16 protein-coding genes are annotated in these 13,846 nt (G+C 68.5%); 10 read left to right on the forward strand and 6 right to left on the reverse strand.

The features are described from left to right. Positions 1–780, reverse strand: coding sequence for an SDR family NAD(P)-dependent oxidoreductase (locus V4U86_RS20205; protein WP_395307710.1), 780 nt, complete (start codon positions 778–780; stop codon positions 1–3). Positions 781–868: 88 nt separating this feature from the next. Beyond that, on the reverse strand, positions 869–1,471 hold the full coding sequence (locus V4U86_RS20210; protein ID WP_395307711.1) for a TetR/AcrR family transcriptional regulator: 603 nt from the start codon (positions 1,469–1,471) through the stop codon (positions 869–871). Positions 1,472–1,562: 91 nt separating this feature from the next. Here V4U86_RS20210 and V4U86_RS20215 point away from each other — a divergent pair, with 91 nt between their 5' ends. Further along, positions 1,563–2,483, forward strand: coding sequence for a TIGR03619 family F420-dependent LLM class oxidoreductase (locus V4U86_RS20215; protein WP_395307712.1), 921 nt, complete (start codon positions 1,563–1,565; stop codon positions 2,481–2,483). A gap of 3 nt (positions 2,484–2,486) precedes the next feature. Here V4U86_RS20215 and V4U86_RS20220 read toward each other — a convergent pair whose 3' ends face one another. Then, positions 2,487–2,864: a hypothetical protein gene (locus V4U86_RS20220; RefSeq protein WP_395307713.1), complete on the reverse strand. Its 378-nt coding sequence runs from the start codon at positions 2,862–2,864 to the stop codon at positions 2,487–2,489. Then, entirely contained in the window at positions 2,861–3,301 is a 441-nt protein-coding gene (gene aroQ, locus V4U86_RS20225; protein WP_395307714.1) for a type II 3-dehydroquinate dehydratase, read from the reverse strand. Before aroQ ends, V4U86_RS20220 begins: the two co-directional genes overlap by 4 nt. Before the next feature lie 164 nt (positions 3,302–3,465). Here aroQ and V4U86_RS20230 point away from each other — a divergent pair, with 164 nt between their 5' ends. The 8 genes from V4U86_RS20230 (at position 3,466) to whiB1 (ending at position 11,671) form a co-directional block, all read left to right on the forward strand. Then, the gene (locus V4U86_RS20230) at positions 3,466–4,557 is read left to right on the forward strand and encodes an acyl-CoA dehydrogenase family protein (RefSeq protein ID WP_395307715.1); all 1,092 of its coding nucleotides are present in this window, start codon (positions 3,466–3,468) and stop codon (positions 4,555–4,557) included. 3 nt (positions 4,558–4,560) lie between these two features. Further along, on the forward strand, positions 4,561–5,763 hold the full coding sequence (locus tag V4U86_RS20235; RefSeq protein ID WP_395307716.1) for an acyl-CoA dehydrogenase family protein: 1,203 nt from the start codon (positions 4,561–4,563) through the stop codon (positions 5,761–5,763). A gap of 6 nt (positions 5,764–5,769) precedes the next feature. Beyond that, a complete protein-coding gene (locus V4U86_RS20240) occupies positions 5,770–8,169 on the forward strand; it encodes a CaiB/BaiF CoA-transferase family protein (protein ID WP_395307717.1) in 2,400 nt (799 codons plus the stop codon). A gap of 81 nt (positions 8,170–8,250) precedes the next feature. Continuing rightward, positions 8,251–9,180, forward strand: a complete 930-nt coding sequence (locus V4U86_RS20245; protein ID WP_395307718.1) for a LysR family transcriptional regulator — start codon at positions 8,251–8,253, stop codon at positions 9,178–9,180. Then, on the forward strand, positions 9,167–9,583 hold the full coding sequence (locus V4U86_RS20250; protein WP_395307719.1) for a YchJ family protein: 417 nt from the start codon (positions 9,167–9,169) through the stop codon (positions 9,581–9,583). Before V4U86_RS20245 ends, V4U86_RS20250 begins: the two co-directional genes overlap by 14 nt. 9 nt (positions 9,584–9,592) lie before the next feature. Then, positions 9,593–10,117 (forward strand): M15 family metallopeptidase, encoded by a 525-nt coding sequence (locus tag V4U86_RS20255; protein WP_395307720.1) that lies wholly within the window; start codon positions 9,593–9,595, stop codon positions 10,115–10,117. 95 nt (positions 10,118–10,212) lie between these two features. Then, the gene (locus V4U86_RS20260) at positions 10,213–11,160 is read left to right on the forward strand and encodes a diacylglycerol/lipid kinase family protein (protein ID WP_395307721.1); all 948 of its coding nucleotides are present in this window, start codon (positions 10,213–10,215) and stop codon (positions 11,158–11,160) included. Positions 11,161–11,416: 256 nt separating this feature from the next. Beyond that, positions 11,417–11,671 (forward strand): transcriptional regulator WhiB1, encoded by a 255-nt coding sequence (gene whiB1, locus V4U86_RS20265; protein WP_029373613.1) that lies wholly within the window; start codon positions 11,417–11,419, stop codon positions 11,669–11,671. A 147-nt stretch (positions 11,672–11,818) separates the two neighbouring features. Here the strand turns inward: whiB1 and V4U86_RS20270 are convergent, their stop codons facing one another. Together V4U86_RS20270 and V4U86_RS20275 are read right to left on the reverse strand one after the other, a co-directional pair. Then, positions 11,819–13,357 (reverse strand): sensor histidine kinase, encoded by a 1,539-nt coding sequence (locus V4U86_RS20270; RefSeq protein ID WP_395307722.1) that lies wholly within the window; start codon positions 13,355–13,357, stop codon positions 11,819–11,821. A 20-nt stretch (positions 13,358–13,377) separates the two neighbouring features. After that, positions 13,378–13,593, reverse strand: a complete 216-nt coding sequence (locus V4U86_RS20275; RefSeq protein ID WP_073857898.1) for a biotin/lipoyl-binding carrier protein — start codon at positions 13,591–13,593, stop codon at positions 13,378–13,380. 160 nt (positions 13,594–13,753) lie between these two features. Between V4U86_RS20275 and V4U86_RS20280 the strand changes: the two genes are divergently transcribed. Beyond that, positions 13,754–13,828, forward strand: coding sequence for a 50S ribosomal protein bL37 (locus tag V4U86_RS20280; RefSeq protein WP_085976028.1), 75 nt, complete (start codon positions 13,754–13,756; stop codon positions 13,826–13,828). Positions 13,829–13,846: the final 18 nt, after the last annotated feature.

A 13,846-nucleotide genomic window follows, 5' to 3' on the forward strand; every position in this document is an offset into this window, starting at 1 on the left:
TCAGAGCGCGAACGAATATCCGCCGTTGACACAGATCGTCTGTCCGGTGATCCACGCACCCTGATCACTGCCGAGCAGCAGCGCGAGATTGCTGACGTCTTCGGGCAGACCCGGGCGGCGAATCGCGTAGTTCTGCAGAATCGCCTTGGCCTGTGGCGAATCCGCCTGCTCGGACCACAGCGGTTCGGTCAGCGGGGTCCGCATGGTGCCCAGTGAGATGTTGTTGGCGGTGATGTTGAAGCGGCCGTTCTCCAGTGCCAGCGATCGGGTCAGCCCGGCGGCTCCCGCCTTCGCCGCCCCGTAGACCGCGCCGCCGGCGTCACCGGTGCGGGCGGCGTCGGACACGATCGTCAGGATGCGCCCCCACTTACCGGCGATCATGGCCGGCAGCACGGCCCGGGTGCAGTGCAGGACGCCGTACAGGTTGACCCGCAGGAACATCTCCCAATCGGCCGGATCGGAGTCCGCGAAGCGGGCCCGGTCACCGAACCCGTCGGCACCGGCATTGCCCGCGTTGTTGACCAGGACGTCGACGCCGCCGTGCCCGGCGACCGCGTCGTGGACCGCGGCGTAGTCGGTGACGTCGAACGGCACCGACGAGGACGTGCCGCCGGCGGCCCGGATCTCCTCGGCGACCTGTTCGGAGCGTTCGGCGCGCAGGTCGTTGACCAGAACCTGCGCCCCGGCGCCGGCGAAGGCGAGCGCGAGCCCACGGCCCACTCCCTGGCCCGCGCCGGTCACCAGCACCGTGCGGCCATCGAGCGCAGGGACGGAATTCATCGGGCTACCTCCGGAATCGAACCAGCTGTGGGCGTTTTCGACTCTACTGTCATAGAGACGATCCGACACCGACTTTGCCGGACTCGGTCTAGGACCCGGCGCTGAGCCCGCGGACCATTCCGGAGATGAGCACGTCCAGTTCCGCGGCGGTGTGCGGGGCACGGTGCCCGGTCGCCACCGACAGCATCACCCCACCGATGAACATCGTCACGGCGTAGGTCTGCGCCTCCACCAGCGCCGGATCGGCACGCCGCCGGCGCGGCTGCAGGCGGATCACGACGTCGCGGATCAGCGCCGAGAACTCGTCGGTGTATCCGCGCAGGGCCTCGGCGAGCGCCGGGTCCCGGGCCGCCTGCAGGGCGAGCTCGTTACGCGCCTTGGTGCGCACCAGCCGGACCCCGCTTCCACACCGGATCACCAGCGTGGCCAGGCCCGAGGCGCGGGTGGCATCGCCGGGATCGCGGGTCGCCGCCCGCAGATCCTTGAGGTCGAGTTCGGCGACCCGCTCGGCCACCGCGGACAACAGCGCCGAACTGGTGCGGAAGTAGAACGATGTCGTCCCGTCGGGGTATCCGGCCGCCCGGTCCACCTTCAGATGAGTGGCACTCTTCAGCCCACCTTCGGCCAGCAGACGGATCGCGACATCGCACAGGGTCCGGCGACGCTGCTCGGGGTTGGGACTATTTCGCATGGTGGGCAACGAGTTTAGCGGCGGCGCACGGCCACCGGCCGAAGATCGCCGATTCGGCCCGTGCAGATCCGCTGGACTCTATGGTCGTAGAGTGCAACTCGTCTTCCCGCTCCCCCACATGATGCGACTCAAGGCGCTCACCCAGCCGTGGGAGGCCGACGTGACCGGCGCGGATCAGACCCGCATGGCCCGGTGCGCCGACGAGTGGGGGTACGACATGATCGCGATCCCAGAGCATTTCATCATCCCCGGCGAGCACCTGGAGCTCTCCGGCCCGCACTATCTGCAGTCCACGGTGGCCCAGGCGTACCTGGCCGGGGCCACTCAGCGGATCCGGTTGAACTCCTGCATCACGGTGCTGCCCCTGCAGCACCCGGTGGTGATGGCCAAGGCGCTGGCCACCGCGGACTGGATGAGCAGCGGCCGGATGATGGTCACCTTCGGGGTGGGCTGGCTGCAGAGCGAGTTCGAGATGCTCGGCGTGCCCTTCGGCGAACGCGGCCGGATCGCCGACGAGTACCTCGCGGCCATCAAGGAACTGTGGACCGCCGAGGCGCCCAGCTTCTCCGGGAAGTATGTGTCGTTCGAGAACGTCGGCTTCGAACCCAAGCCGGTGCAGAAACCGCATCTACCGATCTGGATCGGCGGCGACGCCGACGCCGCCCTGCGCCGGGCGGCCAAGTACGCGTCGGGGTGGTGGTGTTTCCTCACCCCGCCCGAGAAGATCGCCGAGCGGATCGATTTCATCAAGTCCCAGGACGGCTACGACGGCCGCCCGTTCGACGTGGTGCACGGGCTCGGAACGAATCGGGTCGGCGAGGGGCACGTGGTCCGCAACGACCCCGACGCCCGGCCGGGCCGCGGCGAAACCGAGATCGTGGACCGGCTCAGCTGGCTGGGCACCCAGGGCGTGACCGTCAGCTCGGTGCCGATCCCGGCGGTCAGCGGGGTGCAGGAGTATCTGGACTACGCCCAGTGGGTGATCGAAACGATCAAGCCGCAGTTGCCTTAGCGACTAGTCCCGTCCTGCCATCCACTGCACCGCCGACGGGCTCAACAGCATGCCGAGCGCACTGAGCGCCAACAAGCCCACCAGGATTCCGTAGACGGCGTGGTGGCTGGTGATGACGTACCAGGCCACCGGTAGCAGCAGCAGGTTGGTGGGCACCGCGATCCCGCGCCCCCAGCGCCGTCCGGTGATCAGCGCCCAGCCGCCGGCCAGCACGCCCGCGCCGATCAGGATGAACCAGATGGCCGTGCCCCAGCCGCTGACGATCTGCTGATCGGCGCCCGCGGCGGCACGCACCAGCAGCACACCGGCCATGACGAGCGCCGCGACTCCCTCTGCCGCAACCAGGAAACCTGCGTAACGGACGATCGGCGGCTGGATCACGACAGCCGGCCGGCCAGATGCTGCACCGCGAACTGGTAGCCCAGCGAGCCCGCACCCGCGATCACGGCCTCGGCGACCGCCGACACATAGGAATGGTGTCGGAACGGCTCACGACGGTGGATGTTGCTCAGGTGCACCTCGACGACCGGCAATTCCACCCCGGACAGCGCATCCGGGATGGCCACCGAGGTGTGGCTGTAGCCGCCCGGATTGATGATGATGCCTGCACAGTCGGCCCGCGCGGCGTGGATGGCGTCGATCAGCGCGCCCTCGTGGTTGCTCTGCACCGCCCGCAGGTCAAAGCCGTATTCGGCGGCCGTCGTCGCCACCTGCTGCTCGATCTGGGCCAGCGTGGTGGAGCCGTAGATCTCCGGTTGACGAGTCCCGAGCAGATTCAGGTTCGGGCCGTTGAGGAGCAGCAAGCGGCGTTGGGTCACGCCAGTACGGTACCGACGCTGCCGCACCGGAGGCCACGGCGTACCGGACCCAACCGCGAGCGACGTTTCCCAAACGGAAACGTACCGGTGTCGACATCCGTGATTTACACCGCCTCGCGCACCACGAAACATGGGATCCCGACAGCCGGAAAGGGCGGTAGAGCATGACGATCAGCGTGGCCGAACGGGCGGAGTTGCGATCCGCGGTCCGCGACTTGCTGCACGAGAAGTGTTCCGAACAGGACGTGCGCCGAGCCGCGGAATCCTCGGAAGGCTTCGACCGGGAGCTGTGGGGCCGGCTGGCCGAGCAGGGTGTGCTGGGCATGCTCGTCGCCGACGAGTACGGCGGACTCGGCTTCGGCCCGTTGGAGCTCGAAGCGGTCGCCGAGGAGACCGGCGCCGCGCTGCTGCCCGCCCCGTTCATCTCCAGTGCGGTGCTCACCGTCGCGCTCGTCCAGGCGGCCGGCACCGATGCGGACAAGCAACGCCTGCTGCCCGGCCTGGCCGACGGCAGCTCCATCGGTACCGTCGCGGTGACAGGTGCGCGTGGCACCTGGACCGCCGCGGGCGTCGAGGTCGCCGCGGGCGCCGACGGCACCCTGAACGGCGCCGCGCACTACGTCACCCACGGCCAGCCCGCCGATCTGATCCTGGTGGTCGCCGACACCGGCGACGGTATCGGCGTCTTCGAAGTCGCCGCGGACGCGGCCGGCTTCCAGCGCACGCCGTCTTCGGTTTTCGACCCGACGGTGCCGCTGTCGAGCTACACCTTCGCCGACACCCCGGCCCGGCGCCTGGGTACCGCGGGCTGGGAGGCCGTGCAGCAGGCGCTCGATCTTGCCGTGGTGGCGCTGGCCGGCGAGCAGGCCGGCGGCACGCGGCGCATCTTCGACATCACCGTGGACTACCTCAAGACCCGCTTCCAGTTCGGCCGGGCGATCGGCAGCTTCCAGGCGCTCAAACACATGGCCGCCGATCTGCTGCTGGAGGTCGAGTCGGCCACCTCCGCAGCGCAGAACGCCGCGGCACAGTTCGAGGACGCACAGGCCAGCGCCGGCGCGGTCGCGCTGGCCGGATTCGCCTGCGCCGAGGCCTATGTCAAGACCACCATGGCTGCGGTGCAGATGCACGGCGGCATCGGCTTCACCTGGGAACACCCCGCGCATCTGTACGTCCGCCGGGCCCGTAGCGGCCTGCAACTGTTCGGCGACTCGGACTCGCACCGCGAACGCTACCTACTCTCGAAGGGCGCATGAGTCATGAGCGACAACAATCTGCCCAGCGCCGAGGAACTGCGCACCGAGGTCCGCGAATGGCTGGCCCAGAACTGGACCGGCGTCACGCTGCCCAAGTCCGACGACCCGTGGGTCAGCTCCCCCGAGCGCATCAGCTGGCTGGAGAAGGTGGTGGCGGCCGGCTACGGCGCGCCCACCTACCCGACCGAATGGCACGGCCGGGCCTACCCCAACAAGCTGGCCAAGGTGATCGCCGAGGAGTTCCGCGCGGTCCGGGCCCCCGGCGCCTGCCAGGACAAGTTCAGCATCCCGGCCAACACCGCGCTGGCGTTCGGCACCGATGCGCTCAAGGCCGACCTGCTGCACGAATTCCTGACCGAGAAATCCCGCACCTGCCTGCTCTACAGCGAGCCCGGCGCGGGGTCGGACCTGGCGGGCGTGCGCACCACCGCGGTGCGCGACGGCGACCAGTGGATCATCAACGGCCAGAAGGTGTGGACCTCCGGGGCCCAGACCTCGCAGTACGCGTTGCTGATCGCGCGCACCGACTGGGATGTGCCCAAGCACAAGGGCATCACGTTCTTCATCGTGCCGATGAAGCAGCCCGGCATCGAGGTGCGCCCGCTCATCCAGATCACCGGTGAATCGCACTTCAACGAGGTGTTCATCACCGATGCCAAGGTGCCCGATGCCTACGTCGTCGGCGGCGTCGGCAACGGCTGGCGGGTGCTGCAGACCGCGCTGGCCTACGAGCGTTCCATCATGGGCTCCGGCAGCCGGACCGGCCGCAACAACTCCAAGGCCGACGGCATCGTCGAGCTGGCCCGCGAACACGGCAAGCTCGGTGACACCGCGACCCGCCGGTCGCTGGCCGACGTGCTCGCACTGCGAGAACTCAACAGTCTCAACAACGCTCGCGCCAAGGCGGAAGCCAAGCAGGGCACCTCGAGCCCGGTCATGTCGCTGGGCAAGCTGGCCATGTCGGGCATCCTGCACGCCGAGGCGCGGCTGAAGACCGACATCATCGGCGCCCAGGCGCTGCTGGCCGGGCAGGAGAACCCGGAAGCCGATGACATCAACTTCCTGACCCTCAACGCGTTCTTCACCTCGATCGGCGGCGGCACCGATCAGATCCAGCGCAACATCATCGGCGAGCGCGTACTCGGGCTGCCCAAAGAACCCGAGGTCGACCGCGACATCCCGTTCCGCGAGATCAGGAAGAACTAGAGCAGCATGGGCAGCCCGAAAAAACACGACCCACCGCTTTCCGGGGTTCGGATCCTGGATCTGAGCTCCGGTCCGATGACCGCCGTCGGCCGCCTGCTGGCCGACCTCGGCGCCCAGGTCACCGTGGTCCGGCTCGCCGGGGTCAACGACGACGCCGACCGGCCGGTGCCCGATGTGCTGGACACCGCGATCAACCGGCGCGGGCTGGAGCGCGTCGACGCCGACGCCGGGCAATGGCAGTCTCTGCTGGCCGGCGCGGACATCCTCATCGAGAACACCCGCCCGGAATCGGAAAGCGAAGCGGTACTGGATGTTCGACAGATCCGCGCCGAGCACCCCGGGCTGGTGGTGTTGTCCATCAGCGATTTCGGCCGGGACAACGAGTTCCGCGGCTGGCAGGCCACCACGCCGGTGCTGCACGCGCTGAGCAGTGAGCTGACCCGCTCCGGTATCCCCGGCCAGGTCCCGCTGGTGCCGCCCGCGCGGCAACTGCCCTACTCGGTGGCCGCCGCGCAGGCCGCGGTGATGGTCGTCAGCGTCTTGCTGGACCGGTTGCGCACCGGCGAAGGCGATCTCATCGACTTCTCGGTCCTCGACGGCGCCATGCAGACGCTGGACCCGCCGTACGGCAGCGCCGGTACCGCCTCGGTCGGCGTCGCGGTCAGCAAGCAGGAGCGCAACTGGATCGCCGAGCAGCTGCGCTACCCCATCATCAAGTGCGCCGACGGGTACATCCGGATCTGCCTATTGGCCAAGCGTCAGTGGCACGGCATGTTCGAATGGATGGGCCGGCCCGAGGAGTTCGCCGATCCCAAATACGACAAACTGCGGGAACGCTTCCTGTCCCCGACGCTGATGCCGGCGATCGCGAAGTTCTTCCGGGACAAGACCCGCGCCGAACTGGAATCCCAGGCACAGCGGTACCGGGTACCGGCGGCCGCGGTGCTGACGATGCCCGAGGCGCTGCGCACCGATCAGATCCGCGAGCGCGGCTTCCTGCAGAAGGTCGAACTCGAACCCGGGCTGACGGTCCCGGTACCGGTGGGTGTCGCCGAGATCGACGGTCACCGCGCCAGCACGCTGACCGAATCCGTTGTCCCGGAACCCCGTCCGGACTCCGCGGCCATCCTGGCCGCCCGGCCGCGCCGCAACGAGGGGCTCCCGCTGGAAGGTCTGCGGGTGCTCGATCTCGGTGTGATCGTGGTAGGCGGCGACACCGGACGGTTGTTCGGCGACCTCGGCGCCGACGTGGTCAAGATCGAGAATTCGGCGTTCCCGGATGGCCTGCGCGGCAACCTGACCTCGGTGTCGCAGACCTACGCCGCCGGGCACCGCAACAAGCGCTCCATCGGCATCGATCTGCGTTCGGACGAGGGCCGCGCGTTGGCTCATCGACTGGTCGCCGACGCCGACGTCGTGCTCACCAACTTCAAACCCGGGGTGGCCGCCTCGCTCGGCATGGATCACGAGACGCTCGAGGCGGTGAATCCGGGCGTCGTGGTGGTGGACAGCTCGGCGTTCGGCCCGACCGGTCCGTGGGCCACCCGGATGGGCTACGGCCCGCTGGTCCGCGCCGCCGCCGGGTTCACCGACCTGTGGGTGTATCCGGGTGAGTCGCAAGACTCCCGCCGGAATCAATCCCCGTCGCTGCGCTCGCCCCACAAAACCTTCTGCGACACCGTGACCGTCTATCCCGACCATGTGTCGGCGCGGATCGGTGTGGTGGCGGCGCTGGCGCTGCTGCTGCGCCGCGAACGCAGCGGAACCGGCGGTTCGGTGAGCATCGCGCAATCGGAGGTGATGCTCAGCCACCTGGCTGCCGAAATCGCCGAACAGGCGGTGACCACGCCGCTGCCGCCCACCCAGGACGCACCGTGGGGTGTGTTCGGATCGGCCGGGGACGACCAGTGGGTCGCGGTGACCGTGCGCGACAGCGCGGACTGGCAGGCGCTGTGCGCGGTGATCGGACGTGCCGACCTGGCTGCCGAGGACGCGTTGCGCACCCGGGAAGGTCGCGTCCACAACCGCGCCCGCATCGACGAGGCGGTCGGCGAGTGGACTGCCAGGCACAGCCCGACCGAGGCGATGACGCTGCTGCAGCGGGCCGGAGTGCCCGCCGGTGCGGCGCTGCGCGCGGCCGAACTGCCCGGCTGGGACTACTACGTCGCCCGCCGCGCGTTCCGCGAGGAGCTGCATCCGCTGTGGACCACGCCGTTCGTGATGGAGAACGTGCAGATCCATTCGGACCGTATCGCGGATCCGCCGCTGGGACAGGCACCGCTGCTGGGCGAGCAGACCCGTGAACTGGCCGGGCAACTGCTCGGACTCGACGACGCCCAGATCGACGATCTGCTGGCCCGCGGCGTGCTCGAACGGTTCGCCGCGCCGGTGGAGGCGGCCACGTAGAGCGTCGACGTCCGGACGCCGGGCGACCGGCGGTTAGGATCGAGGCCCCCATCAGCCTCGAACCGTTTCGGACGTGCCCGTATGCAAGTCGACTTCACCAGACTCCGGTATTTCGTCGCGGTCGCCGAAGAACTGCACTTCCGGCGCGCCGCCGACCGCCTGATGATCACCCCGCCGCCGTTGAGCAAGCAGATCAAGCTGCTGGAGAACGAACTCGGCGGCGCCCTGTTCGAGCGGGACTACCACAGCGTGCGGCTCACCCCGCTCGGCGCCAAACTGTTGGGCCCGGCCCGCGACATCCTGCGCCGGGTGGACGACCTCAAATCGACCGCGGCGCGAATCACCATGGGTGACAAGCCGATCCGGATCGGCGCGACCGCATACGCGCCGTCGGATTTCCTGGCCAGGCTGGAAACCGCGGTGAGCGCGCTGCCGACGGCCACCGAGTTCAGCCTTCCGGGTTCGGCCGCCGAGGTGACCGCCAAACTGGTCTCCGGGCACGTCGATATCGGGCTGATCCACCTGCCGACCTCGGACAAGCGGCTGCGCCATCGGGTGGTGGCCAGCTATCCGGGCGCCATCGCCGTCCGCTACGACGATCCGTTGGCCGCCGCCGACCGGATCGGCATCGAGGCGCTGCGCGACCGCGACGTGGTGATCGACTTCGCCCGGCCGAATCCGGTGGTGCTGGCCGGGTTGACCCGCAGTCTGCACGCCCGCGGCGTGGACCGGATCGTGCGCACCACCAACCAACTCGGCGGCGAGCTGGAGATGGCCACCCAGGTGTTCAATCGGCACCTGGTCGCGGTGGTGACCTACGCCCCGGCGTCGGCGATCGGGCGGATCTTCTCCCCGCCGGAATTCAAACTCATCCCGATCGACGAAAGTACCTGGGCCCCAGTCAGAATTGCGTTGGCTTGGGTACCCGACCGGCAGACCCGCCCGGCCGAGATCGCCGACGCCGTCGAGCAGATCGCCGCGGCGGTGGGGGCTCCCGATGCCACCGGATGAGGCCCTGCGCTGCCCGTGCGGGACGGGTCGGGCCTACGCCGACTGTTGCGGCCCGCTGCACGACGGCACATCGCGCGCCGGCACCGCCGTCGAGCTGATGCGCTCGCGCTTCAGCGCCTTCGCGTGTGGGCACGCCGACTATCTGATCCACAGCTGGCACCCCGATACCCGGCCGGCGGAACTGGATCTCGACGACACCATCACCTGGCGACGCCTGCAGATCGTGGACACCGAGGCCGGCGGCCCCGCGGACGTCACCGGCATCGTGGAATTCCGCGCCCAGTACGTGCAGGACGGCAGACGTCACATCCTGCACGAACGCAGCCGGTTCCGGCGGGTCCGGGACGGCTCCTGGCGCTATCTGGACGGCGACGTCGAGGGCGGCCTCGGCGGCCATCCGTAAACTGGCCGGATGCGCAATCTGGCGGTCACAGTGGCATTGGCGGTCGCGGGCATCCTGTCGGCGCCGGTGGCCCAGGCCGATCCGACCGGTCCGGTTGGGAGCACCACAGTGCCCGAACCGCAGCCGTTGACCGCCTTCGATGTGCACGATCCGGCGATCGCGGGACTGGATCCGGTGCTGCGCACCGCGGTCCAGAACGCCACCGCGGCCGCGGCCACCGAAGGGGTCACCGTGACCGTCACCTCCGGATGGCGCTCGCCGGAATTCCAGCAGCAGCTGCTCGACGAGGCCATCGGCACCTACGGCACCTACGAGGCGGCCCGGCGCTACGTCCAGACCCCGGATCAGTCCCGCCATGTGGTGGGCGCGGCCGTCGACATCGGAGGCCCGGGCGCCGACCAGTGGATGATCGCCAACGGGCAGCGGTTCGGGCTGTGCCAGATCTACGCCAATGAGTCGTGGCATTTTGAGTTGAGCACCGACGTGTTCGGCGGCTGCCCGCCGCTGCTGCCCGACGCCGCCGGCACGCACTGACCGCGGTCACCGAACGGGTTGAGCGGCAACGCCATCGGTCACAACTCGACTCGGCCGGTTCGTCACCGGCCGATTCCGGGTTAGGCTGACATCCCGTGCGCGCCGTGCTGATCGTCAACCCGAACGCGACATCGACGACCCCGGCCGGGCGTGACCTGCTGGCCCACGCGCTGGAGAGCCGCGTCGATTTGACCGTGGCCCACACCGACCATCGCGGCCACGCCATCGAGATCGGCCGGGATGCCGCCCGTGACGGCATCGACGTGCTGATCGTGCACGGCGGCGACGGCACGGTGAACGAGGTGGTCAACGGCGTGCTGTCGGAATCCTGCGAACGTGCCCCGGCGGTCGGCGTGGTGCCGGGCGGATCGGCCAACGTGTTCGCCCGGTCTCTGGGCATCAGCCCGGATCCGGTGGTGGCCACCAATCAGCTCGTCGACCTGCTCGGCGAGTATCGCCGCGGCGCGCCGTGGCGGCGGATCGGCCTGATGAACTGCGGCGAACGGTGGGGCGTGTTCACCGCCGGTATGGGGGTCGACGGTGACGTGGTGGCCGCCGTGGAGGCCCAGCGCGCCAAGGGGCGCACCGTGACGGCGTCCCGGTACATCCGGGTGGCCATCCGCGAAATGCTGGCCAGCGCCCGCCGAGAGCCGCTGTTGACGCTCGAATTGCCCGGCCGCGAGCCGGTATCCGGTGCGCATTTCGCCTTCGTGTCCAACTCCAGCCCGTGGACCTACGCCAACGCCCGGCCGGTGTGGACGAACCCGACCACGACCTTCGACACCGGGCTCGGCGTCTTCGCGATCACCAGCATGAACGTGTGGCGAAACCTGGCGCTGGTGCGCCGGATGCTGTCCGCCCGGCCGGATATCAAGGGCCGCCATCTGATCCGCGAGGACGACCTACCGTGGCTGCGGGTGAGCAGTGACACACCGGTGGCCTGCCAGATCGACGGCGACTACATCGGTTTGCGTGATGTGATGACTTTTACTTCGGTTCCGGACGCGCTGTGCGTCGTCGCCCCCGCACCGAAAACGCTGTGACCTGGGACTTGACCCTTCACCAACGGGTTTTAGAGCGCAAGTGAGTTGAGTGTAGTACAAACAGGTGAGCGGTCCGGTAACCCGGTGCCTCAGTGACATTGCCCACGTGTTAACGCACTTCTATTGACATCTGTTCAGCCTGTGAAAGCATTGTTGCAACAGTGCAGAAACATTCCTGTGCACGCGTTAACAGCCGAGATAAATGTAGAGCGTCTTTGTGGCGCCTTTGCAACGATTTGACGAGGAGATGGAAGCTATGGATTGGCGTCACAAGGCGGTCTGTCGCGACGAGGATCCGGAACTGTTCTTCCCCGTGGGAAACAGTGGCCCGGCCCTCGCGCAGATCGCTGATGCGAAGCTCGTCTGCAATCGCTGCCCGGTGACCACCGAGTGCCTGAGCTGGGCTTTGGAGTCCGGCCAGGATGCCGGCGTGTGGGGCGGGATGAGCGAGGACGAGCGTCGCGCCCTCAAGCGTCGCAACGCCCGGACCAAGGCGCGCACCAGCGTCTAGCGATCCATCGCATACCACCAACTGCGGCCCCGACGATCACGTCGGGGCCGCAGTTTTTGTTCTGACGACACCGGGTGTGGCGCGAATCTCTGTGCATCGCATCACATTTGGCTGGGAATTCACTGAGCGGGCGGCCACCCGATGCGATTAGAAGGCCGCTCTGCGCTGCCGTCCGAGCGGCACCCGCAACACCACGTCGGTGCCCCCGGCATCCGAATCGTGCATGCCCAGTGAGCCGTCCAGTTCCGCCGCCACCAGTGTGCGCACGATCTGCAGTCCGAGCCGGTCGGATTTCTCCAGGCTGAAACCCTCGGGCAGTCCGCGGCCGTCGTCGTGGACCACCACGTCGAGCCAGCGCGCCGAGCGCTCGGCGCGGATCGTCACCGCGCCCTTGGAGACGTCCCCGTCGAACGCGTGCTCCAGGGCGTTCTGCACGAGTTCGGTGATCACCATGATCAGCGCGGTGGCCCGGTCGGCGTCCAGCACACCCAGGTCGCCCTCGCGGGTGATCCGGATCGGGGTGTCCACCGAGGCGACGTCGTTCATGATCGGCACGATCCGGTCGACGACCTCGTCGAGATTGACCTCTTCGTCGACCGACATCGACAGAGCGTCGTGCACGAGCGCGATGGACGACACCCGGCGCACCGACTCGATGAGCGCCTCCCGGCCCTCGGCATTGTTGGTGCGGCGGGCCTGCAACCGCAGCAGGGCCGCCACCGTCTGCAGGTTGTTCTTCACCCGGTGGTGGATCTCGCGGATGGTGGCGTCCTTGGACAGCAACGCGCGGTCGCGCCGCTTGATCTCGGTGACGTCGCGGATGAGCACCGCCGCGCCCTCCGGTTCGCCACTGGTCAGCAGCGGGATGGTCCGGATGAGCACGGCCGCGCCGCCGGCGTCGAGTTCCATCCGGGTGCTGGCACCGCCGGACACCGAGACCCGCACATGGTTGGCCAGCTCCTGGGCCTCGAACGGATCGGACATGAGCGGGCGGGTGACGCCGATCAGGTTGTGCCCGGCCAGTTCCGCATTGAGCCCCATCCGGTGATACGCCGACAGCGCATTGGGGCTGGCGAAGGTGACATCACCGTTGACGTCGAGGCGGATGAACCCGTCACCGACCCGGGGGCTGGACCGCGACATGGCGGCGTCCCCCGCGTTGGGGAAGGTGCCCTCGCTGAGCATCCGCAGCAGATCGGCCGCGCAGTCGAGATAGGCGCGCTCCAGCGGGCTGGAGGTGCGTTCCTCGGCGAGCGCGGTCTGGTGGGTCAGCACGGCGACGACACGGTCGGCGTGCCGCACCGGCACCGCCTCGACCTCGTGCCGGTCCGGGTCCGGCCCCGGGTTCGACCCGCGCTCGGGCCACTGCCCCTGGGTCAGGTGGGGTCGCTGGACGTCCTTCTCCCGGCCGATCGCGCCGGAGTCGAACGCCGCCCGCACCACCGGCATCTCCACGGCCGGCGCGGAGGTACCGACCGCGTCGGACAGCAGCACCGTGGGGGCGGTGTTGGGGCGCACCTGCGCCACACACACCAGGACGTCGTCGTCGCGACGCACCCACATCAGGTAATCGGCGAACGACAGGTCGGCGAGCAGTTGCCACTCCCCAACCACGGCATGCAGATGGTCGACGGCGTTACCGGGAAGAACGGTGTGCTCGGCGAGCAGATCGCCGAGGGTCGACATGGGCCGCTACCGCAGACGGGCTAGCTGATCACCGCGATGAGATCGCCGGCCTGGATGACGTCACCCACCGAGACACTCACCTCGCTGATGGTGCCGGCCACCTCGGCCAGCACCGGAATCTCCATCTTCATGGATTCCAGCAGGACCAGGGTGTCGCCCGCATTGATCTGGTCGCCCTTGTTCACCACGACCTCCAGCACGCTGGCCACGATCTCGGCGCGAACATCCTCGGCCATCTTCACCCCACTCACGTTGCTCGTCGGCCGACAGCTGTCCGCCTGCCGTGCTATATCGAACCACAACACCAAATGACCCACCGAACGCGACGCGGGAAAAAGCACTCCCCGCGGCATGAGACACTTATAGCCAAGTATTCACCTGAATCGGAGGTTCACCATGGCCAAGCGAGGCCGCAAGAAGCGCGATCGTAAGCACTCGAAGGCCAACCACGGCCGTCGTCCCAACGCCTGACGCGTCGCCAGACGCAAC

Origin of the sequence: Mycobacterium sp. AMU20-3851 (genome assembly GCF_043974665.1) — a bacterium.
GTDB lineage: Bacteria > Actinomycetota > Actinomycetes > Mycobacteriales > Mycobacteriaceae > Mycobacterium.